Here is a 21,947-nt window from a genome sequence, read left to right on the forward strand (position 1 = left end):
CGTTGACGTAACCCCCTCGTAAATAGCAAGGACGTCAGGGGGCGTCATCAATGAAAAATATCGAAGTTTTCAGCATTGCCACTGCGCGCATCTGTGCAGCGGCGCTAGAACAGCATCCCGTCGTAGCCCGCTTCAACGCCGAGGAATCGGCGCGACATATCCCAGGCCTGGACCCGGCCAATCGCGAAGACATGGCCGCCGCGGTATTGGCTTGCGGCGCCACGTTCGAATGGTTGCTCGACGAAGGCTATCTGCGCAGCAACGCCTGCGTGAAAGAGTCCTTGAACGGTGTGGCCTTCGTCCACATGGCCTTGCGCTATCGCCTGACCGAGAAAGGTTTCGCGGTGCTCGGCGCGCAGGCGCATTCCACCGACGAGAGCAAGACCATCGGCGAGCGTCTGGTCGCCGCGGTCAAACTCGGCGGCGCGGACCGGATCAAGGAATCGGTCAAGCTCATGATCGGCGCCGGCGTCGGATCGCGCACGCTGTTGCAGGCGATGAGCTGACCCGCAACACGCATCGACCCGTATTCGATCTGCCGCAACGCAAATCTCCGTTGCCGTCGCCGGCAACGGCATCGTCCGGTGTCCAGCGCCCGCAGGCTCGCTGCGGCGCTGGAGGCTGGTTCGCAGCGGCCGACGAAGCGATCGTCGGCCGCTCAAACGCCGCTTCGGAGCGCCGGCTCAGGGCGTCGTGTAGCTCAGCAATAGCTGCGGCGCGTTCGCGCCTTCGCGCGAGGACCAGTCGACGCCGTCGGTGACGCCGGAGGCCGCCACCAGGATCACGCCGTTGTTGGCGACCGTGCCCGCGGCCCAGTTCTTCACCAACTGGAGGCCGGCGGCGTTGAGGGTCACGTACTGCGCGCCGGTCGCACTCGGGGTGACCGAACCGAGCTTGGTGCCGAGCGTGGCTCCGCTGTAGGTCGCGTTGCTTTCGCTCCAGCTCGTCGTGACCTGGTACAGGTCGTAGACGCCGGTCGCGCGATCGCTGACCTGCAGCTTCACCTGCGCCGAGACCAGGTTCAGACCCGCGGCGCTCGTGACGTTCCAGCCCATCAGACCGCGCAATTGCTGGCCGCCGTCGCTGCCGTCGGCATACAGCACCGCGGTGTTGACGCGGCTGCCACCGGATTTGACGGTGACGTCGCGCACCGCGTTGAGGGTCAGCGACTGCGAGGGATTGCCGCCCTTGTTGCAGGTGCCGGTGAAATGATCGGTATAGCTGCTGCCGGCGCGCGGCACGAAGTCGCCGGTGTAGCCGGTCGCGGTCAGGGTCAGCTTGAGCACGCCGTGGGTGTTGTCGTTGCTCGCTTCCAGCGAGGCATGGCTGCCGTCGATGTCGTAGAACGCGCGCCCGCCGGTGCCGATCAGGATCTGGCGGATGCCGTCGCTGGCCGCGGCCTGGCTCGGATTCATCTTGCCGTAGCGCTGGTAGTTGTGGTCGTGGCCGACCAGGACCAGATCGGCCTTGGCCGCATACAGCGCATCCCAGAACGGCTTGACCTGGCTGTAGCCGCTGTAGCTGCCGCGGCTCACCAGCGGGTGATGGAAATACGCCGCGGTGCAGGGTTTGGTGTTGGCGGCCAGATCGTTCTTGAGCCAGGTGATCTGGGTCGAGGACACCGTGCCGCCGGTCATCGTGTTCAAGGCGATGAAGTGCCAGTCGCCCACGTCCCAGCTGTAATAGCCCTTGCTGCGATTACCGGCCGGGCCGTCGGCGTTGCCGACACCATTGAAGTAGTCGAAGTAACCGCTGGCGCCACTGGTGTAGTACTCGTGGTTGCCCGGCGAGGGGCTGGTCAACGCCTTGAAGCGGCCCCAGGTCGGCGCGTAGCGGTTATTGAATTCGCTCAGCGTGCCGCTGTCGTAGGCGTTGTCGCCCGCAGTGAAGACCGCGGTCGGGTTGATCGAGACGATCAGGTCGGACGTGCCCTTGCACGCGGTGCCGCTGGTGTCGCAGATGTCGCCGGCGCCGGCCACGACCACGCTCGCCAGTTCCAGCGCCGTCGTGCTGTATTCGTAGCGGTCGAGCTGGAAGGCGCTGTCGGGCTGGCTGAAATACGGCTTGATGTCGACGCAATCGCCGCGCAGGGCGCGGGTATGGAAGCTGCGGTCGTTCCAGTGCTTGCCTTCGAACACCACGCGGTCGCCGCCGCTGCTGGTCAGCACCAGCGAGTCGTAGCCGCTCAGCTTGAGTTGCTTGAACCCCAGGCGCATCCACTTGGCGCCGCTTTCGCAGACGCGGTCGAGCGCGGCGGCCTTGGCCAACGGCGTCGCCTTGGGCGCCGGCACCGGCTTGCTGAAGGTGTCGTCCTCGGACAGCTGCAGCGTGCGCTGGCTGGCCGATGCGGGCGCGAGAACGGCGGCGATCAACAACGAGGCGATCGCGCCCTGGGCGGGCAGGCCCTTGAGCATGGGGTTCACTGGCTGTCTCCGTAACGGTGATGGCGGGCGGGTAAGGGTCCGGGCGGACCACGAACGTTGCGGAGTGTGGCCGCTAAACGACTACACGATTGCGACGGATTCCCCGCCCGTTGCGGGGCCACGTGCGGCTGCCGTCACAGATCGATGTCTGGCCGACGGGCGGTCGCCGAAATCGGTGAAAACAATGTGTTTTCCGTAGGTATTCGGCGGGTGCCGCTGGCATGGGGCGTCGGCCGCCGCGAGCTCTGCAACTGCTCCGAAGTAGCCTGCGAATCCTTCCCTCCTGTAGGAGCGACGTGAGTCGCGACCAAGGGACGAGTAGAGGCCATGGCGCAAATGACGCCCATCGAAGCGGCGCACTTTCGCGGGGGTAGGAGCGGCGCAAGCCGCGACCGCGTTCCTTCCGCGATTTACGTGAGCTGCGGCGCTGAACTGCCGTTGCCGTTGCCGTTGCCGTTGCCGTTGCCGTTGCCGTTGCCGTTGCCGTTGCCGTTGCCGTTGCCGTTGCCAAGATTTTGATCTGCTTTGCTGCTTTGCTGCTTTGCCGCTTTGCCGCTTTGTCGGTCAAGTGGAGACCCGGAGGGCGGCGCACAGGACGTGCGCCGTTTTTCGATAAGACAGGGACGTCTTATCGAAAAATCCCCGCGCTAGCATCGCACTCGTGGCCTGTGCCCTTGCAAGGAGAGCCCTTTTCTTTGGTTACCTTTCTTTTGGGCTTAGCAAAAGAAAGTAACCCGGCCGCGTAGCGGACGGAAGCTCTGCTCTTGCTTGATCGATACTCGGCGAGATCGGTCGCGACTTACGTCGCTCCTACAAGGGTGACAGCTCTGCACTTGCTTTGGGTTTTCAGAAGCAAGATCAAACGCTAAGAGCTTCCGCCACTAAAGCGGCGGGTTACTTTCTTTTGTCATAAGCAACAAAAGAAAGCTAACCAAAGAAAAATGCTTTTCTTTGAATCAAGGGCCCGCGCGTTCGGTGCCGACGCAGGGATTTTTCATACGGGACATCCCTGTCCCGATGAAAAACGGCCCGCATCCATGCGGGCCGCCCTCCGGGTCTCCAATTCGCAGGAAAAGCGAAGAGCAAGAAGCGGAGAGCGGAGAACGGAGAACGGAGAACGGAGAACGGAGAACGGCATAATCTCAGCTAACCGAACAGCCACTTCGCCTGGCATCACCTTTGCGATCAAGAACTAATCCGGCCTCGACCGCCCCTCATTCCCCCTGCGTCGGCGCCCCCTGCCCTGCAATCTCCAACAGCTCGATCTCGAACGCCAAGGTCGCATTGGGTTCAATCTGCCCAGGCAACCCCTGCTCGCCGTAAGCGAGCTTGGGCGGAATCCAGAAGCGGTACTGACTGCCCGGCGTCATCAGCTGCACGGCTTCGGTCCAGCCCGGCATGACTTGGGCAAGGACGAATTCGGCCGGGTGGTCGGTGTCGTAGGTGCTCTCGAACTTGCTGCCATCGAGCAAGCGGCCGACGTAGTTGACGCGTACGGTGTCGCTGGCTTTCGGGTGCGCACCCTTGCCCGCCCGCAGCATCTGGTACTGCAGACCGGAAGCAGTGCTGACCACGCCGTCGACTTTCGCGTTCTTCTTCAGGAAGGCGTCGCCGGCTTCGAGGTTGCGCGCGGCGAGCTGCTTGAGCTCACCGTCGCGCTTGTTGCGCAGATGCTCGCTGAAGCCTTCGCGGATCTTCTTGCTCTGCGCCTCGTCGAACAGCGGCGGCGCGCCGGCCTGGGCGTCGCGGATCGCGCGCAGCACGATGCCTTGGTCCAGTTCGCCGCGGATGGGTTCGATGCTGCGGGCAAAATCGCGGCCGACGATGTAGCTGATGCGGACCTTCTCGCTGTCGAGCTCGGCCGCGGTCAGCGCGCCGCCAGCGGCATCGCTGGCGGCGTCGCCCGCTGGGCCGCCTGCAGGCGGCGTGCATGCGGCCAGGCCCAGGACGGCGGCGAGCAGGGTCGGACGCAGGAAATCGTGGCGCATGGCAACTCCGTAATGCAGGGGCATCGATCGGGAAGGCGGAATCAGTCGGTCACCGCAAAGGTCAGCATCATGCCCATGTCCTCGTGTTCGAGGTTGTGGCAATGAAGCATGTAGCGCTGGCTGCCGCTGAGCGGTTGGGCGAAGTCGATGGCCAGGCGCACGATCTCGCCGGGCCAGACCACGACGGTGTCGTTCCAGCCCAGGTCCTGCGCGGTCAGACCGCCGGGCGCGACCTGGCGGCCGCGGATATCCGGCGGGCTGATGCTGCGCGAGAGCACACGGAACTGGAAGCCGTGCAGATGGATCGGGTGCGGCATGCTGGTCATGCTGTTGCGGATTTCCCAGACCTCGCGGCTGCCGCGGCGCACCGAGAACGACGGCTCGTGGCCGCTGTCGTGGAAATTCCAGTCGTTGATGAACCAGCGCCCGGCCTCGTCCATGCGCAGACGCAAGGCGCGCACCGGCCAGTCGGCGGTGTCGGGCAACGGGTCGATCTTCGACAAGGCACTCAGGTCGGGCAGCCGCGTCGGCGGCCGGCGTTCGGTCGCGCATTCGATCAAACGCAGTTCCATCAGGTCCAACGCGGCGCCCATCGGCGTGGCGCCGGGATGATCGGCCATCGGATCGGGCAGGAAGGCACCGGATTCGTCCTCGTTCTCCATCGCCACGTAGTCGAGGCTGCGCAGCATCACCCGCTGGCCGGGCGTGAGCGCGCCGAAGTCGACCAGCACGTCGATGCGCTGCGCCGGCCCGAGAAACACATCGTCGACCGGCCAGGCCTGGGCGAGCAGGCCGCCGTCGGTGCCGATCAACTGCATCGGCAGCACCTGATCGCCCTGCACGAAGGCCACCCGCAGCATGCGCGCATTGGCGACGTTGGCCAGACGGAAGCGATACCAGGCCGGGATCACGTCGAGGTAAGGCTCGGGCGTCCAGTTGACCAGCACGCGGTTGCCGATCCAGTCGTCGGCGCCGTCCTTGTAGACGATGGCGTTGTCGGCGCCGACCTGCTTGTCGGCGATCATCAAGGGCAGATCGCGCTCGCCCCAGCGCATGCCAAGGCGCTGCCGCAGCGCGCGTTCTTCCTCGTCCTCGACCAACAGCAAACCGGCCAGGCCGCGCTGCAATTGCACGCCGGTGCGTCCGTGCGGATGAGCGTGATACCAGTACAGGCCGGCGCGGTTGTCGACCCGATAGCGATAGCTTCGGCGGGCGCCGGGCGCGACCGGATGCAGGCCGCTGCCGTCGTTGGCCTCGTCGATGCTCAGGCCGTGCCAATGGATCGTAGTCGCCTCGGCGAGGCGATTATCGAGTTCGACCTCGACCGTATCGCCGCGGCGCGCATGCAACAAGGGATTGCCGACTTCGCGCGCACCGACGCGACCGGTATACGCCCACAGCGAAGTCGCCGCGCCCGGGAACAGACCCACCGAAAGCGTCTGCGCAAGCAGGCGCAGCGGTTGCTTCAGATCGACCTCGGCGAGCAGGCCGTCGACACCGGGCAAGCGCAGCGGCTGCACGAAGCGAGCGTCCGGCGCCAACTCCGACAACTTCGGTGCCGGGCCCGAGCCGAGGCTATGCCCGTGACCGCCGGTCCAGCGCCACAGCGCCAGCGGCCCGGCGACGGTCGCCGCACCGCCCACGGTGAGCCCGACCAGGAAGCGGCGGCGTTGCGGGTCGGTCATCGGTAGGGCATCCCCGGAAGCGTCAGGCGACCCGCCATCATCCACAGCCCATGTTGCAAATGTTGCAGACGCGCGTCGCTTCTGTGACGCCGATCAACTCGGTGATCATTCTGGTCGGGGGCCCAAGCCGCGATCTCAACAAGATGCAGCGATCTGGATCAGCCCGCAGCGCCCACCCGCACGACCATGACGCCGCGAGGTTGAAGCCACGCGGTCGCGACTTGCGTCGCTCCTACCCCAATCACAAGCCCCCGGCCCGCCGTTGCCGTTGCCGTTGCCGTTGCCTTGAAAGCTTGGCGCAGTTCCGATCTAGCAATGCAACCGTAGACCCGGAGGGCGGCGCACAGGACGTGCGCCGTTTTTCGATAGGACAAGGATGTCCTATCGAAAAATCCCGGCGCTAGCCGCGCACTCGTGGCCTGTGCCCTTGCAAGGAGAGCCCTTTTCTTTGGTTACCTTTGACCGAAGGGAATCCAGACGGACTTTTAGGCTTAGCAAAAGAAAGTAACCCGGCCGCTTTAGCGGGCGGAAGCTTTGCAGTTGCAGTTGCTTCAATGACACACCGCCAGACACGCTACAACGGGACACAGCGCGGTCGCGGCTCACGCCGCTCCTACAGGGCTGCAGTCGCTGACGCCGTTAGCCCGATGCAACGCGTTCGCGACTTGCGTCGCTCCTACCCGAGAGCAAGCGTGTCAGCGGAAGCCCGCGCCGTCGCACCCCGCATCACCCACGTCCGCAACGCCACGTAAAACACCGGAGTCAGGAACAGACCGAACAAGGTTACGCCCAGCATACCGGCGAATACGGTGATGCCGGTGGCGGCGCGCACTTCGCTGCCTGCGCCCTGGCCGATCAGCAGGGGCACGGTGCCGGCGACGAAGGCGATCGAGGTCATCACGATCGGGCGCAGACGCAGGCGGCAGGCTTCCAGCGCTGCCTCGACGATGCCGCGCCCCTGCAGTTCGAGTTCGCGGGCGAATTCGACGATCAGGATCGCGTTCTTGCACGCCAGCCCCATCAGCACCACCAGGCCGACCTGTACGAACACGTTGTTGTCGCCGCCGCTCAGCCACACGCCGAACAAGGCCGACAGCAAGGTCATCGGCACGATCAGGATCACCGCCAGCGGCAGAGTCCAGCTTTCGTACAGGGCCGCGAGCGCGAGGAAGGCCAGCAACACCGCGAGCGGGAACACGATCAGCGCGGCGTTGCCCTGGGTCGCCTGCTGATAGCTCAGGTCGGTCCACTCGATGGCCATGCCGTTCGGCAAGTGCTTGGCGGCCAGTTCGCGCAGGGACTGCATCGCTTCGCTCGAGGACAACAGGCGCGGGTCGGATTCGCCGACCACGTCGGCGGCGGGATAGCCGTTGTAGCGGATCACCGGGTCGGGGCCGTAGGTTTCGCCGAGGCTCACCATCGAGCCGAGCGGCACCATCGCGCCGTCGACGTTGCGCACGCGCAGGTTGGCGATGTCCTCGATGCTGTCGCGGTGGGCGCCGTCGGCCTGGGCGATGACCTGGTAGGTGCGGCCGAAGCGGTTGAAGTCGTTGACGTAGGCCGAGCCCAGATAGGTCTGGAGGGTATCGAACAGTTCGTCGAGCGGAACGCCCTGGGCCTTGGCCTTGGCGCGGTCGACGCGCGCGTCGAGCTGCGGCACGTTGGCCTGGTAGGTGCTGATCGGATAGCCCATGCCCGGGGTCTGCGCGACCGCGCCGCTCAAGCCGTTGAGTGCGTTCTGCAGCTCGCCGTAGCCCTGGCCGCTGCGGTCCTGGATGTACAGCGCATAGCCCGAACCGGCGCCGAGGCCGAGGATCGGCGGCGGCATGAACGAGAACGCCGCGCCTTCCTGTAGGGCCGCGAACTTCTCGTTGAGTTCGGCGTTGATCGCCTCGGCGCTGCGCTCGCGCTCGCCGAAACCGTCGAGTTCGAAGAACAGGGTGCCGGTGTTAGGCGTGTTGGTGAACTGCAGCGGGTTCAGGCCGGGATAGCCTTCCGACGCCGACACGCCTTCGGTCGACATCGCGATCGCGCTCATCTTGCGGATCACCGCATCGGTGCGCGCGAGCGAGGCGCCTTCGGGCAGTTTCACCCCGCCGATCAAGTACAGCTTGTCCTGGATCGGGATGAAGCCGCCCGGCACGGCCTTGAACATCAGGCCGCTGCCGACCAGCAACAGCGCATAGACGACGAACACGGCGCCGCGTTTGCCCAGCGCGCGCGAAACTGCGCCCTGGTACTTCTGCGAGCTCGACGCGAAGAAGCGGTTGAACGGGCGGAACAGCCAGCCAAACAGGCGCTCGATCAGGCGCGTCGGCGCGTCTTTCGGTGCACCATGCGGCTTGAGCAGTTTCGCGGCCAGAGCCGGCGACAAAGTCAGCGAGTTGATCGCCGAGATCACCGTCGAGATGGCGATGGTCACCGCGAACTGTTTGTAGAACTGGCCGGTCACGCCCGACAGGAACGCCATCGGCACGAACACCGCGCACAGCACCACGGCGATCGCGACGATCGGGCCGGACACTTCCTTCATCGCCTGGTGCGCCGCGGCCAGCGGGGTCAGGCCTTCTTCGATATTGCGTTCGACGTTTTCCACCACCACGATCGCGTCGTCGACGACGATGCCGATCGCCAACACCAGGCCGAACAAACTCAAGGTGTTGATCGAGAAACCGAGCAGGTACAGCGCGGCGAAGGTGCCGACCACCGACACCGGCACGGCGAGCAAGGGGATGATCGAAGCACGCCAGGTCTGCAGGAACAGGATCACCACCAGCACCACCAGGGCGACGGCTTCCAACAGCGTCGTGACCACCGCCTTGATCGAGTCGCGCACGAACACGGTCGGGTCGTAGACGATGCGGTACTCCAACCCCGGCGGGAAGGTCCGTGCGAGCTCGCTCATGCGCGCGCGCACCGCGTTCGACAGGCCGATCGAATTGGCGCCGGGCGCCTCGAACAGGCCGATCGCGACCGCGTCCTGGTTGTCGAGCTGGGCGCGCAGGCTGTAGTCGCCGGCATCGAGTTCGATACGGGCCACATCGGACAGCCGCACCAGCTCGCCGTCGGCGCCGCTCTTGACGACGATACCGCCGAACTCGGCTTCGCTGTGCAAGCGGCCCTGGGCGTTGATCGGAATCAGGAACTCGCTGCGGTTCGCCATCGGCTCGGCACCGAGCTGGCCGGCCGAAACCTGCACGTTCTGTTCGCGGATCGCCCGCACCACGTCGCCCGCGCTCAGGCCGCGCGCGGCGATGCGGTTGGGGTCGAGCCAGATCCGCATCGCGTAGTCGCCGCTGCCGAACATCTGGATCTGGCCGACGCCGGGCAGTCGCGCGAGGTCGTCCTTGAGCTTCAAGGTCGCGTAGTTGCGCAGGTACAGCGAGTCGTATTTGCCGTCCGGCGAGATCAGGTGCACCAGCATGGTCAGGGTCGGCGACTGCTTCTGGGTGGTCACGCCCTGGCGCCGCACATCCTCGGGCAGACGCGCCAATGCCTGACTAACCCGGTTCTGCACCTGCACCTGGGCCTGGTCGGCGTCGGTGCCGGGCTTGAAGGTCACGGTGACCACAAGCACGCCGTCGGAGCCGGCAACCGACTTCATGTACATCATCCGTTCCACGCCGTTGATCGCTTCCTCCAGCGGCGTGGCTACGGTTTCGGCGATGACCTTGGCGTTGGCGCCCGGGTAGACCGCGCGCACCACCACGGTCGGCGGCACCACGTCGGGGTATTCGCTGACCGGCAACAGCGGGATCGCGATCAGGCCGGCGGCGAAGATCAGGATCGACAGCACCGCCGCGAAGATCGGACGGTCGATGAAGAAACGCGAGAAGTCCATGACGGAGTCCTGGGCGCGGCGCGGGGCCGCAAGCGGTCGCAACCGACGTCACCAGGACGTCGGCCGGGAATGGCGTGGTGTGCGGTCGGCCGTCGCTGCGTGACCAGCAGCGACGGCGAGGGGTCGTCAGGCGGCGGCGCGGATCTCGACGAGCGACCGTTGCGCCACCTGCACACCGAAGGCCTGCAACTGCGCCAGTTGGTAGGCCGGGTCGATCAACAGGTCCGGCGTGTACAGGCCCGGCGCCACCGCTTCGCCACCGGCGAGGCCGAGCAGGCGTTCGACGCCGAGCGCGATGCCGAGTGCGGTCATCGGCGCCTGCCCTTGCGGATGCACCAGTTCGTGGCGGGTGCGCGCATGCGTGCCGTCGTGGCGCTCGCCTTCGAGCTCGATCACGATCTCGGTCGAGAAGGCTTCGCCGCGACGGCGGCTGGCGCTTTCGCCCAAGGCCATGTCGAGGCGGATCGAGTGCGCGTCGGTCGCCGCGGCCAGGCTGACCACGTCCATGGGCGAATACGCCGCGGCCTCGACCACGGTGCCGTCGACGCTGGCGAAGGTGGTTGCGGCCTCCTCGCCACGCACCCAGCGCCAACGCCCCTGGTCGAGAATCTGCGCGGCGGCGGCGGTGGTCAGGCGTTCGTAGTCGGCGGCCGCGGCCGGGCCGCCCATGTCCTGCTCGTCGAGCAGGGCCGAGATCACGATGCGGTCGAGCCGGCGGAAATCGCGGGCGAAATGCAGCGCCGGCAAGGTTGCGGTGCCGGCCAGCCAATGGCTGGCGAGCAGGATCGGCGAACGCCCGGGATGGCGCAGATGGCGCGCGACTTCCGGGGCGATCTCGAACGAGCCGCTGGAGGTGCTGACGTAGGGCAAGCCGTGGCGCTGGGCGTACTTGAGCGTGTTGAGGGTGTCGTCCTTGACGAACACGACGACGGCGCCATAACGCGCTTCATCGCCCAACCCGAGATCGGCGCGCGCCAGGTCGACCCGCACCGCTTCGGCTCGGCCGACCTCGGCCGCGACCTTTGCCGCCTTGGCCAGGTCGCGGCCGGCGATGGCGATCGGCAGGTCGGGCTGCAGGCGGCGCAGGGCCTGAGCGCCCTGGGCGCCGACGACGCCGGAACCGCCGATGATGAGGACGGGTTTGTTGGCGATTGCGTTCATGGTCCAAGCTCCTTGATGAGGCAGCGTGCGCGGCGCCCGGCGGGCATCGGCATAAGCTACGATTGGTAAGTTACCAATAGTAAGATACACTCCTACCCAGGCTGTCAAGCGCTTTTTTCTCCGCTGCACCCACCACCCGTCCCGCCAGAGATCGCTCCATGACCGACACCCCCGCCAAACGCCTGCCCAAGGCCGAACGTCGCGAGCAGTTGCTCGAAACAGCGATGGGCATCGTCCGCGAGCAAGGCACCGATGCCCTGACCTTGGGCTACCTCGCCGAGCGCGCCGGGGTCAGCAAGCCGATCGCCTACGAACACTTCGGCACTCGCTCGGGCCTGTTGATCGCGCTGTACAAACAGATCGACGACCGCCAGAACGCGGTGGTGCGGCGCGATTTCGAGCGCACCCCGCATCGCCTGCACGACGTCGCGCGCCTGCTCGGCGAGAGCTATATGAGTTGCTTCCGCACCGCCGGGCCGGAATGCCACGCGATCAACGCCGCGTTGGCCGGCGACGAGGAAATGGAAAAGTTCCAGCAGGAACTGGTCGAAGGCTATGTCAACTTCTACCGCGATCTGCTCGCGCCCTTCGCCGCCTCGTTGCCGAGCGACGAACTGCTGCGCCGCTGCGTCGCCATCATCGGCGCAGGCGACGCCTTGTCGCGCGAGATGACGCGCGGGCGCATCGAGGAAGCCGACGCCGCGGCGACGCTGGCCCGGTTGATCGTCGGTGCGATGGCCGACGACGGCGTTTGAGCGGCGCGACTCAGTCGCCCCCGCCTCCGCCTCCGCCACCGTCACTACCACCGCAGTCGCCACCGCCCTCGGTGCTGCCGTCGTTGCCGCAAGGGCCGCCCCAGCCGTGGTCGCCGCAGTCTTGACCGGCTGTGCTGGCGAAGAACACCGCCTGCGGAAATACGAAATCGTTGGCCGCACCGCGGCCCGACCGATAACGCATAGCGCCTGCGCGGCGCATCCCGTGGGCAATGACCTGGCCACTGGCGTGTATCGCCAAGCACAGCGTCGCGCCGAACACCGGCAGCAGCCAGATCAGTCCCAGTTGCCGGCGCCGCGTATACGTTTGCGGCTCCTCGTTGCGCACCACCACGACGGTAGCCCAGACATTCAGTGCGACGACAATGGCTATGCCGATAGCTAGGTTGCTCATCGTGTCTCCCTCCACGCGGCCCGAGTTGCGCGCATCCTGATCGAGGCCGTCGGCGGGCGTGTAAAAAACCGGTAAATTTCCGCGGTTTTCGCACGTTCGGATGTTGTGAATTCCATGCCTGGGACGACGGTGTCGGCGCTGCCGATCCCCCTCGCGACACCTGCGGCGAATGCCGCCATGGCGCCGCGGTGCGAACCCGGGTTCGCCCACTCGCCGGTCGCGCTGACCTTCAGACGCTTTCGGCGGCGCGCGCGAGCAGCAGTTCGCGCTCGCGCACGTTGCGGGTCATCGAGGCGGCGCGTTCGAACTCGGCGCGCGCTTCGTCGCGGCGGCCGAGCTTGAACAGCAGGTCGCCGCGCACCGTCGGCAGCAAGTGGTAGTGCTTGAGCGAGGGCTCGTCGATCAGCGTGTCGACCAGCTCCAGGCCGGCGGCCGGGCCGAACGCCATCGACAAGGCCACGGCGCGATTGAGTTCGATCACCGGCGACGGCGTCAGCACCGCGAGTTGCTGGTACAGCGCGGCGATGCGCGGCCACGGCGTGTCCTGCGCGGTCGGCGCGCTGGCATGGCAGGCGGCGATCCCGGCCTGTAAGGCATACGGCCGCTGCGCGCCGCCGAGGCGGATGGCGCGCTCCAGGGCGCTGAGCCCGCGCTGGATCTGGATCCGGTCCCAGCGCGCGCGGTCCTGCTCGAGCAGCAGGATCGGGGTGCCGTCGGGCGCGGTGCGCGCGCCGGCACGCGAGGCCTGGATTTCCATCAGCGCGACCAGACCGTGCACTTCCGATTCGTTGGGCATCAGCCCGGCGAGGATGCGGCCCAGGCGCAGCGCGTCTTCGCACAGGCCCGGACGCATCCAGTCGTCGCCGGCAGTGGCCGAATAGCCTTCGTTGAAGATCAGGTAGATGACTTCGAGCACCGAGGCCAGCCGCTGCGCGAGCTCTTCGCCGCGCGGCACCTCGAACGGCACCTGCGCCTCGGCCAGGGTGCGCTTGGCGCGGACGATGCGCTGGGCGATGGTCGGTTCGGCGGCGAGAAAGGCGCGCGCGATTTCGTCGGTGGTGAGGCCGCCGAGCAGGCGCAGGGTCAGGGCCAGACGCGCTTCGGTCGACAACACCGGATGGCAGGAGATGAATACGAGCCGCAACAGATCGTCGCCGATGTCGTCGTCGAGTTTGTCGAAGAACGCGTCCTCGACCTCTTCCTGGCTGGCCTCGATCTCGCGCCCGATTTCCTCGTGCTTGCGGTCGAGCAACTTCTTGCGGCGCAAGCGGTCGATCGCGCGATTCTTCGCGGTCTGCATGAGCCAGGCGCCCGGATTGTCGGGCACTCCGGTCTCGGGCCAGCGCTCGAGCGCGACCACCAGCGCATCCTGGGCGAGTTCTTCGGCCAGACCGACATCGCGCACCATGCGCGTCAGTCCGGCGATGAGTTTGGCCGATTCGATGCGCCAGACGGCGTCGATGGCACGGTGGGTATCGATGGCCGTCACGGCCAAGGATCAGACCACCTCGCGCACGCCGATGCAAGGGCATTTAGGACGAGGCCCGCGCGACCGCTTCAGGGTAAGAGCGGCGTGCTATCGACCGCGACCGCATCGCCGCCTTGGGTAGGAGCGGCGCAGGCCGCGACCGCGACCCAGCGAACTCCGGCGAAAGTTGCGACGCCCGATAAATCGGTCCCGGGCCGCAACGGTCGGCACCACGGCCTTCGCCGGTGAATGCGACAACGCGATCGCGGCTAGCGACCGAAGGAAATCCTTGGGCGACGCCGCTCCTACCCTGATGGCGGTCAGGCCGCCTGTTCGCAGTTGATCATCCACGGCACGCCGAAGCGGTCGCTGACGATGCCGTAGGCCAGCGCCCAGAAGGTTTCCTGCAGGGGCATTTCGATCTTGCCGCCGTCGGCGAACGCGTCGTAGATGCGCTTGGCCTCGGCCGGGTCGTTCAAGGACACGACGACGTGCGCGCCGGCGATGCCTTTGTAGGGATACAGGTGGGTGGCGTCGGTGCCCATCAGCGCGAAGCCGTCGAGCTCGTAGCGGGCGTGCATGATCTTGTCGCTGTCCTGCTCGGTCAGGCCTTCGCAGCCGGGATGGTCGCCGAAGATCATCATGTCGGTGATCTTGCCGCCGAGGGTCGCGTGGTAGAACTCGAAGGCCTGGCGGCAATCGCCGTTGAAAGACAGATACGTGGTCAGTTGCATGGCGTGGTCGTCCTGGTTGGGGTGGTGGCGTTTGAACCGGGTAAGACGGGTGCTGTGGGTGGGCATGGCCGTCGCGATGCTGGCGGCCATGGCGGCCGGTGTCTTACGAACGACGAACCCGCGCGGGCGGAATCGACAAGCCACGCATTGATCGCGGTCGAATCAGTTCGACCAGGTCGCGACGCGGTCGCGCATGCGCTCTTCGGCCGCGCGCAGTTCCGGGCTCAGGGCTTCGCCGAAGTCGGCCAGGTCGTAGACCTGACGGATCTCGATCTGCGCCGGCACGCCCGGCGGGTGCGGCACCCGCTTGACCCATTCGACCGCTTCAGCGAGCGAACGCGCCTGGATCAGCCAGAACCCGGCGACCAGTTCCTCGGTCGAGGCGAAGGGACCTTCCACGATCCGGCGGGTGGCGCCGTCGAACTGCACCCGCACGCCTTTGGCGCTCGGGTGCAGGCCTTCGGCGGCGAGCAGCACCCCGGCCCGGACCAGTTCCTCGTTGTAGGCGCCCATCGCGCGCAGCAGGGCCGGATCGGGCAACACCCCGGCCTCGCTGTCGCGGTCGGCTTTGACTATCAGCATGAATTTCATCGTCGGTTCCTCGCGGGCGAGCGGCCCGGTGGCGGCTCTCATGAGGACGACGAACGGCCTGCGGCCAAATCGACAAGGACGCGGTCGACCAGCACGCCAGTACCGTGGCGACGCAGGCCGACGGCAAAAGCCACGGTCCGCCAGTCCAGGGGGCTGACGGACCGCGAAACGACGCGCCGGCACGGGATCGGCGCGCAAAGCCCGGTTAGCGGATCGCCGGCACGGGGCGCGCCCGGGGCGGCAAGGACTGCGGACGATCGCTACCCCGCAACGGTGGCAGGACGCCGTCGCCGGCGTTTGATCGATCGCATCGCTGCGATGCGCCGAAGTCGTGCGCTCGCCGCTTCGTGCGGGCAAACGAGCGATCACTGCGGGGACGGCGCTCGCGTGGTTTCGCCGCGCCCGCAGCGGCTGTTATCGGATCGGGTCTTGCCCGCCCTCGCCGCCCTCGCCGTCTTCGCCGGAGGGCGGCGGCGGTGCGGCGGACGCGGCGACGTCGGCCGGCGTGCGCACGGTGCTGCGGATGGCGCTCGCCAAGGGGCTCGGCAGACCGCAACACGGTCTGCCCGACACCGGCAAGGCATCGGCGGCGCCGTCGCGCTTGCGCCCGGACGCGCCGGTGTCAGCCATGGCGGCGCAGGCTCCGCCTGCAGCCTGCTCGGCGCAAGCCACTTCTGTCGCTAGTCGGGATCGTGCTCATCGCGCTGGTCCCCGCGTTGCGGTGGGTCGTCGCGTTTTGCGTGCGTCGCCTGCAACTGCACAAGGTAGTCGTCGAGGCGGTCGAGGCGTTGTTCCCAGATCTGCCGGTAGCGATCGAGCCAGCCGGAGACCTCCTGCAGCCGCTCGGTCTCGAGCCGGCAAGGCCGCCATTGCGCTTCGCGGCCGCGCGCAATCAGGCCGGCGCGCTCGAGCACCTTGATGTGCTTGGAAATCGCCGGAAGGCTCATGGCGAAGGGCTCGGCCAGTTCGGTCACGCCGGCCTCGCCGTGGGCGAGCCGGGCCAGGATCGCGCGCCGGGTCGGATCGGCCAGGGCGGCGAAGGTCGCATTGAGCGAATCGACGGACATATCTATGAACCGAAAGGTTAAATAACTGATCCGTTGATAAAGCCGGAGGCCCAGGCTGTCAAGCCGCATGGCCGCTGCGCCGCGAAACCGCGTTTAGCTGAACGGGGAAGCGCTATTTTCGTTCATCGTTTTCATGAACGATTCAATAGACCGGGCCAACCATAACGACTTACATCACATAATAAGTGTGATGTTTTTCGCATTAATTTGGCACTAAGTGGGAAGGGTCGATCCGGCTGCAATCCCGTTAGTGGTCTGACCCAGGGCCTTGCGGGATCCGATGAAGCATTCGTTCTCCACCGCGATCGTTGCCTGCGCGCGCGCGACGGCCAATGCCGCCGCAATGATTTCGCCGTGGCTGCCGTCGGCATCGGCCGAACCCGTGCCGGCCCCGGCACGGAGGCGGGCGCCATGCGCATAGGCCTGGATTATCGCGCCGCCACTGCCGCCCCGACGACCTCCGCCGGACGCCAGGTGCTGGCCCTGGAGCGCGCCTTGCGCGGCCGCAGCGGCATCGACACCGTGCTGTTCACCGCCGCGCCGGCCGATCATCCGCATCGCGCCATCGCGGTCAGCGACGATGCACCGTTGCCGCTCGACCACGACCCCGGCCTGCGCGACCGTTGGCACTACGAAGCCGGCTTTCTGCCGGCCGCGCTGCGCCGCGAGAAGATCGATATCTACATCGCCACCGCCGAGGGCGGATTGCCGGTGTGGCGCAAGCCGGCCGACGTGCGCCAGGTGTTGCTGCTGCACGACCTGTTCCGGCTGACCCTGCGTCGCCCGCGCACCTCGCCGTGGCGCGCCTTGGCCACGCGGCTGATCGACCAGACCCGGATCGGCCATGCGATCGCCAACGCCGACGCGATCTGGACGCCGTCGCGCTATACCACCGCCGAATGCGGACGCTTGTACCCGGCGCATGCGCACAAGCTCTACGTGCTGCCCGATGCGGTCGCACCGCTGCCGCCGCCGGCCGACCGCAGCAAACTGCCGCTCGCCTTGCCGCCGCGTTACTGGTTGCTGGTCGGCACCCGCGAACCGCGCAAGAACGCCGACTTGTTCCTGCGCGCCTGGCTCGACGCGCGCCGCCAGCATTACGACACGCCGGACCTGGCCGTAGTCGGCTCGCCCGCCGACGTCGGACCGGAACTGCGCCGGCTCAACGGCGTGCATTGGTTCGACGAGGTCGACGACGAAGGCCTGGCGCGCCTGTACGTCGATGCCGAACGCCTGTGGCAGCCCTCGTATGCGGAAGGCTTCGGACTGCCGGTACTGGAAGCGCTGGCCGCCGGCACGCCGGTCGCGGTGGCCGAAGGCAGCGCCCTGGAAGAAGTCGCGCCCGGCGACATGCCGCGTTTCGATCCGCACGACCGGCCGATGCTGACCCAGTTGATGATCCAGCTCGGCCGCGAGTCGGTCGACGGCAACGCCGAACAACGCCGCGCCTTCGCCCAGCGATTCGCGCCGAACGCCTATGCCGCGCGCGTCGCGGCCTTGCTGGATGAATTGATCAGATAAGCGCAGGCGCCGCCGCAGTCGCGACGCGCGCCGGCCTCATTCGTAGGGCGCGTGCTGCAAGCCCTGCGAGGCCAGCATCCGATTGATGTTGGAGACCACGTGGCCGCGCTCGGGGCGCGGCGTCACCGTCAACAGACGTTCGACGAGACTGTCGACGCGCGGCCAGAACACGGCATCGTCGCGCCACTGTCGCCGCCACATCGGCAAGGCGGCACGCAGCTGGCACAGATCGCCATCGAGTTCGGCACGAGTTCGATGCATCGTTCACACCCCTCTGGCAACGACGGGCAAGGCCCGCTTCGAGCACATCGGCCACGGACGGATCGGGCCACTGGACTGTAGGCGCCCACACCGGGGGATGCATGGACGGACCGGCCCGGATTCGCCGCCTGCGATCTGCATCGCCGGCCGACGATTCCGGAACCCACCTTATCCCGAACGCGGTCCGGCGCGCTTTCCCCACCTTAGGCCATAGTCCGGATGCTCGAAACATGACAGAAGTCACATCTCAGGCATCGCCCGCCGATGAACAGGAGTGGGGAGGCGCCATCCGACGAACCCGCCCGCCGCCTCAGCCCTGGCCCGCCGGCAGCGCGGCACCCGATCCGACCTCGCCTTGGGCATCGCGTCGCTGCACGATGCGATCGCGCAGACGCAGGAACGGCCGCTCCACCGCGTAATACAGGACCGCACCGCCGAGCAGGGCCGCGCCGGCATAGGCAGCGAAGGCAAGCAGGCCGTGGCCGTCGAGTTGCTCGCCGTAGTGGCGCGAGACCAGGCCGAACATCTGCTTGTGGGTCAGATAGAGACTGAACGACGCCGCCGCCAACCAGGCCGCGCCCGGCACGCGCAAGCGCCCGGTCCAACGTTGTTCCGAAGCCGCGGCGGCGACCAGCAAGGCCAGCCCGAACGAGACCACCGGGAAACCGAACACCGAGGCCTGCAAACCCAGGCGATTCTGCGACAGCCAGATCGCCGCGGCGACGCCGGCCAGGCCGAGTGCCAGCAACACGCCGGAGCGCTGCATCATCGCCGACCACCATTGCGGACGATAGGCGCGGATCGCCGCCAGCATGACGCCGGCGAGCAGCCCGTCCAGACGCATCCAGGTCGGGTAATAGACGCGCTCGACCCAGGCCACGCTGCCGTCGGGCAGGCTCGAATGCCAGACCCAGGCGCGCAAGGCCATGCCGCCCGCGACCAACAGCACGCCGAGCGCGAGGGTTTTCCACAACGCCGGGCGCCGCGTCAGCCACCATGCGAGCAACGGAAAGACCAGATAGAAATGCTCTTCCACGCAGAGCGACCAGGCATGCGAGAACGCCTTGTTGTGTTCGTAGTCGATCAACAGGTTCACGGTGAACGTCAGGAACTGCCAGGCCGGCTGCATGCCGGGGCGCTCGCGGAACTCGGGCACCAGCAGGTACAGCGCGATCACCGCCCAGAACGCCGGCAGCACGCGCATGGCGCGGCGCAGATAGAAATCGCCCCAGCGCAGCGGTTCGCCGCGACTCAGCGGCTTGAGCACCTGCCAGCCGATCAGATAGCCGCTGAGGGCGAAGAACAAGTCCACCCCCATCCAGCCGAATTCCGACATCGGGCCGTAAGGCGAGCCGAGTCCGGCGGTGGCGGCATGAAAAAACATCACCCATACGATCGCGATCGCGCGCAGCAGATCGAGGCCGGGCAGTCGGCTCATTGAAGTTCCTGGTTGGGGTTTACGGCAGAGGGATGGTGCTGCGATCGCATCGCGGCGTTGCGCCGCGACGTAGAGATTGCGCGAATAGTCTCGCCGAGAACTTCAACGGCAACAAGAGGATGTGCAGGCGAAAGACGCCTGCGTTGCCACGTTTGTGCGGCGATCGCATGCCGGCGTGGAAGGCAGGCGATGAATGGCAACGCCTCCTCGCCGCAAACACGCTGCGTGTCGGATTCGCGTGGTCGATGGACGCGATGAGCGAGCGGGCGGTCGATCGAATGCGAGCGACGTTGGTGATTGCGGCATCGACGCACGCGACTCGGCGACTGCGGCATCGCGCTCGTCCCGCTAACGCAGTCCGGCAGGCACGACGCCCCGCCGCAAGGCCGGCGCAGGCGTGTCGCACCTAGGGTCGGCCCGAGGATGCTCCCGGCCCCGCAGCGGATTAATTTCCCAAAGCGCGCTATCGATCCGGTGCGAGGTTTCTGCTGGGAGAACGCCCATGTCGGGTTTTCCGAATTTCCCCGGATTTCCGGGCGGCCACCGCCCGTCCTTCCCGGGCCTGGGCGGTGGCCACGGTCATGGCCACGATCCGCTCGGCCTGGGCCTGCCCGGTCTCGGCGGCGACGATCACCACGGTCCCGGCTCGCCGCCGGGGCTGAACGGCGACGGCCCGCCGGGCCTGGAAAAACCGCACGGCGGCGGCGATACCCACACCGGCGGCAATGGTGTCGATAACAATCACGGCAGCGACACCAGCCCGGTCACGCCGCCGTCCGGCACCACGCCCAGCTCGACCGAGCACGACCGCCCGCACAACACCCCGAACGTGGTCAGTTCCGGTTCGGCGATGGACGATCAGATCGCCGCCTATCCGAGCCGTTTGTTGCCCGGCCAGTCGATGCACTCGAGCGGCAACACCCAGACCGCATTCAATCAGGTCACCCAATACCCGCCGCCGACCTTGTCCGAACGCGCGCTCGGCAACAGCGCCGGGCTGCAGCCGGCCTTGAACCGGCCGGTCTCGGCCGATGCGGTGCCCGGCAGCGCGATGACCATGCAGCCTTCCGGCGTGCAGAGCGCGCTGCTCGGCAACCCGAGCGTGGCCGCGGCGAGCAACGCCGGCCTGCCGGCGCAGGTCGCGTATGCGGCGGCGCCTGCGCTCGCGGTACCGGTGGCGACGCCGAATGCGGTGCTGGCCGCGCCGATGACGAGCGCGTTGTACAGCGAGTCCCTGCTCGCGCAGCAGAACCTGCTCAATCAGTTGTCGATGATGCAGCGCTTGAGCACGCCTCCGAACGTGGTGCCGGCCAACGTGGCCGCGCCGGCGAGCGAGGCCCTGGTGGCGCCGACGGTGGTGCCGCTGATGGTCAACGCCGCGCCGAACGACCCGCGTAACCTGCCGCTGGCCAACGACCGCCTCAACCTGATGCGCAACGACGGCCCGCTGAACCATGCCGTGTATGCCGACAGCCCCTACCGGCGCCCGCTGCGCCGCGGCGCCAAGGTCGACAACGCCTCGCTGACCTATTGGCTGTGGGCGCTCGGTCGCGGCGGCACCCACCGCACCAGCCACGAGAACGAACCCAGCCGCGAAGTGCTGCGTGCGCTGCAGTGGCTGTTCTGGGTGCTGACCGTGGTCGCCTACGCCTGCCTGGCGATGGCGGTGATCATCCTGTTGCCGGGCGGCGAGTTCGTCAGCGAACGCGCCACCCCGGGCGTCAGCGGCCTCGCCCTGTTCCTCGGGGTGACGGTCGCGGCCGGCGCCTGGTGGCTGGGGCGACGTCTGAACCGTCGCGGCTGAGGCGGCGCGGTTCGGGCTGGATCGCGACAGCCGTGTCGCGGACGTAAGCGTGCCGATGCCGTGCGGGTGTGGACGGACGCGCAGAGGGTGCAACGCCGATGTCATCCATCGAAGCGGCATGCTTTCGCGAAGGGTAGGAGCGACGAAAGCCGCGACCAAGGAACACGCATAGCCGGCATCGCCGATGCCGCCCATCGAAGCGATGCGTCGGCGCGAGCCGCGATTACCGGATGTGCAGAAAAATCGTTGCCGTTGCGGCGATATAGATCTGCTTTGCTTTGCCGCTTTGCTTTGCCGCTTTGCTTTGTGGCTTTGCTTTGTGGCTTTGCTTTGTGGCTTTGCTTTGTGGCTTTACCGGTCAAGTGGAGACCCGGAGGGCGGCGCACAGGACGTGCGCCGTTTTTCGATAGGACAAGGATGTCCTATCGAAAAATCCCGGCGTGGGCATCGCACTCGTGGCTTGTGCCCTTGCAAGGAGAGCCCTTTTCTTTGGTTACCTTTCTTTTGGGCTTAGCAAAAGAAAGTAACCCGGCCGCGTTAGCGGACGGAAGCTCTGCTCTTGCCCAGGTTTCTAAAGAAACAAGATCAAACGCCAAAAGCTTCCGCCACTAAAGCGGCGGGTTACTTTCTTTTGTCATAAGCAACAAAAGAAAGGTAACCAAAGAAAAATGCTTTTCTTTGAATCACAGGCCCGCACGAGCGGTGCATCCGCGGGGATTTTTCATACGGGACATCCCTGTCCCGATGAAAAACGGCGCGCATCCTTGCGCGCCGCCCTCCGGGTCTTCGATGGCCTTC

18 protein-coding genes are annotated in these 21,947 nt (G+C 66.7%); 4 read left to right on the forward strand and 14 right to left on the reverse strand.

The features are described 5' to 3' along the window. The first annotated feature begins 50 nt into the window (after positions 1 to 50). A complete protein-coding gene (locus LC490_RS21710) occupies positions 51 to 506 on the forward strand; it encodes a hypothetical protein (protein ID WP_223621588.1) in 456 nt (151 codons plus the stop codon). Positions 507 to 683: 177 nt separating this feature from the next. Here the strand turns inward: LC490_RS21710 and LC490_RS21715 are convergent, their stop codons facing one another. The 5 genes from LC490_RS21715 to LC490_RS21735 all read right to left on the reverse strand — a co-directional run bounded on the left by LC490_RS21715 (position 684) and on the right by LC490_RS21735 (position 11,098). Next, positions 684 to 2,414: a DNRLRE domain-containing protein gene (locus tag LC490_RS21715; RefSeq protein WP_223621606.1), complete on the reverse strand. Its 1,731-nt coding sequence runs from the start codon at positions 2,412 to 2,414 to the stop codon at positions 684 to 686. A gap of 1,223 nt (positions 2,415 to 3,637) precedes the next feature. Next, positions 3,638 to 4,411 carry an FKBP-type peptidyl-prolyl cis-trans isomerase gene (locus tag LC490_RS21720; protein WP_223621589.1) on the reverse strand — a complete coding sequence of 258 codons (774 nt, stop codon included), beginning with the start codon at positions 4,409 to 4,411 and terminating at the stop codon, positions 3,638 to 3,640. Positions 4,412 to 4,452: 41 nt separating this feature from the next. Next, positions 4,453 to 6,096 carry a multicopper oxidase domain-containing protein gene (locus tag LC490_RS21725; protein ID WP_223621590.1) on the reverse strand — a complete coding sequence of 548 codons (1,644 nt, stop codon included), beginning with the start codon at positions 6,094 to 6,096 and terminating at the stop codon, positions 4,453 to 4,455. 676 nt (positions 6,097 to 6,772) lie between these two features. Then, positions 6,773 to 9,937, reverse strand: a complete 3,165-nt coding sequence (locus LC490_RS21730; protein ID WP_223621591.1) for a multidrug efflux RND transporter permease subunit — start codon at positions 9,935 to 9,937, stop codon at positions 6,773 to 6,775. Between the two features lie 126 nt (positions 9,938 to 10,063). Beyond that, positions 10,064 to 11,098, reverse strand: a complete 1,035-nt coding sequence (locus LC490_RS21735; protein WP_223621592.1) for a hypothetical protein — start codon at positions 11,096 to 11,098, stop codon at positions 10,064 to 10,066. A gap of 158 nt (positions 11,099 to 11,256) precedes the next feature. On the opposite strand from LC490_RS21735, the gene LC490_RS21740 reads away from it, so the two are divergent. Continuing rightward, positions 11,257 to 11,853 (forward strand): TetR/AcrR family transcriptional regulator, encoded by a 597-nt coding sequence (locus tag LC490_RS21740; RefSeq protein WP_223621593.1) that lies wholly within the window; start codon positions 11,257 to 11,259, stop codon positions 11,851 to 11,853. 10 nt (positions 11,854 to 11,863) lie between these two features. On the opposite strand, the gene LC490_RS21745 is transcribed toward LC490_RS21740, so the two are convergent. The 6 genes from LC490_RS21745 to LC490_RS21770 all read right to left on the reverse strand — a co-directional run bounded on the left by LC490_RS21745 (position 11,864) and on the right by LC490_RS21770 (position 16,194). Continuing rightward, a complete protein-coding gene (locus LC490_RS21745; RefSeq protein WP_223621594.1) occupies positions 11,864 to 12,265 on the reverse strand; it encodes a hypothetical protein in 402 nt (133 codons plus the stop codon). Positions 12,266 to 12,494: 229 nt separating this feature from the next. After that, positions 12,495 to 13,754: an RNA polymerase sigma factor gene (locus LC490_RS21750; protein ID WP_223621595.1), complete on the reverse strand. Its 1,260-nt coding sequence runs from the start codon at positions 13,752 to 13,754 to the stop codon at positions 12,495 to 12,497. A gap of 299 nt (positions 13,755 to 14,053) precedes the next feature. Next, positions 14,054 to 14,557, reverse strand: coding sequence for a VOC family protein (locus LC490_RS21755; RefSeq protein ID WP_223621596.1), 504 nt, complete (start codon positions 14,555 to 14,557; stop codon positions 14,054 to 14,056). Between the two features lie 72 nt (positions 14,558 to 14,629). Further along, a complete protein-coding gene (locus tag LC490_RS21760; RefSeq protein WP_031373941.1) occupies positions 14,630 to 15,058 on the reverse strand; it encodes a YciI family protein in 429 nt (142 codons plus the stop codon). 414 nt (positions 15,059 to 15,472) lie between these two features. Then, positions 15,473 to 15,688 carry a hypothetical protein gene (locus LC490_RS21765; protein ID WP_223621597.1) on the reverse strand — a complete coding sequence of 72 codons (216 nt, stop codon included), beginning with the start codon at positions 15,686 to 15,688 and terminating at the stop codon, positions 15,473 to 15,475. A gap of 50 nt (positions 15,689 to 15,738) precedes the next feature. After that, entirely contained in the window at positions 15,739 to 16,194 is a 456-nt protein-coding gene (locus LC490_RS21770; protein ID WP_223621598.1) for a metalloregulator ArsR/SmtB family transcription factor, read from the reverse strand. 342 nt (positions 16,195 to 16,536) lie between these two features. On the opposite strand from LC490_RS21770, the gene LC490_RS21775 reads away from it, so the two are divergent. Beyond that, entirely contained in the window at positions 16,537 to 17,646 is a 1,110-nt protein-coding gene (locus tag LC490_RS21775) for a glycosyltransferase family 1 protein (protein WP_223621599.1), read from the forward strand. 36 nt (positions 17,647 to 17,682) lie between these two features. Here LC490_RS21775 and LC490_RS21780 read toward each other — a convergent pair whose 3' ends face one another. Continuing rightward, positions 17,683 to 17,907, reverse strand: coding sequence for a hypothetical protein (locus LC490_RS21780; protein ID WP_031373937.1), 225 nt, complete (start codon positions 17,905 to 17,907; stop codon positions 17,683 to 17,685). Between the two features lie 310 nt (positions 17,908 to 18,217). Next, on the reverse strand, positions 18,218 to 19,345 hold the full coding sequence (locus tag LC490_RS21785) for an acyltransferase (protein WP_223621600.1): 1,128 nt from the start codon (positions 19,343 to 19,345) through the stop codon (positions 18,218 to 18,220). A gap of 502 nt (positions 19,346 to 19,847) precedes the next feature. Between LC490_RS21785 and LC490_RS21790 the strand changes: the two genes are divergently transcribed. Next, entirely contained in the window at positions 19,848 to 21,149 is a 1,302-nt protein-coding gene (locus LC490_RS21790; RefSeq protein WP_223621601.1) for a hypothetical protein, read from the forward strand. Between the two features lie 101 nt (positions 21,150 to 21,250). Here LC490_RS21790 and LC490_RS21795 read toward each other — a convergent pair whose 3' ends face one another. After that, positions 21,251 to 21,511 carry a hypothetical protein gene (locus LC490_RS21795; RefSeq protein WP_223621602.1) on the reverse strand — a complete coding sequence of 87 codons (261 nt, stop codon included), beginning with the start codon at positions 21,509 to 21,511 and terminating at the stop codon, positions 21,251 to 21,253. Positions 21,512 to 21,947 lie beyond the last annotated feature (436 nt).

Origin of the sequence: Lysobacter sp. ESA13C (genome assembly GCF_019970005.1) — a bacterium.
GTDB lineage: Bacteria > Pseudomonadota > Gammaproteobacteria > Xanthomonadales > Xanthomonadaceae > Lysobacter > Lysobacter antibioticus_B.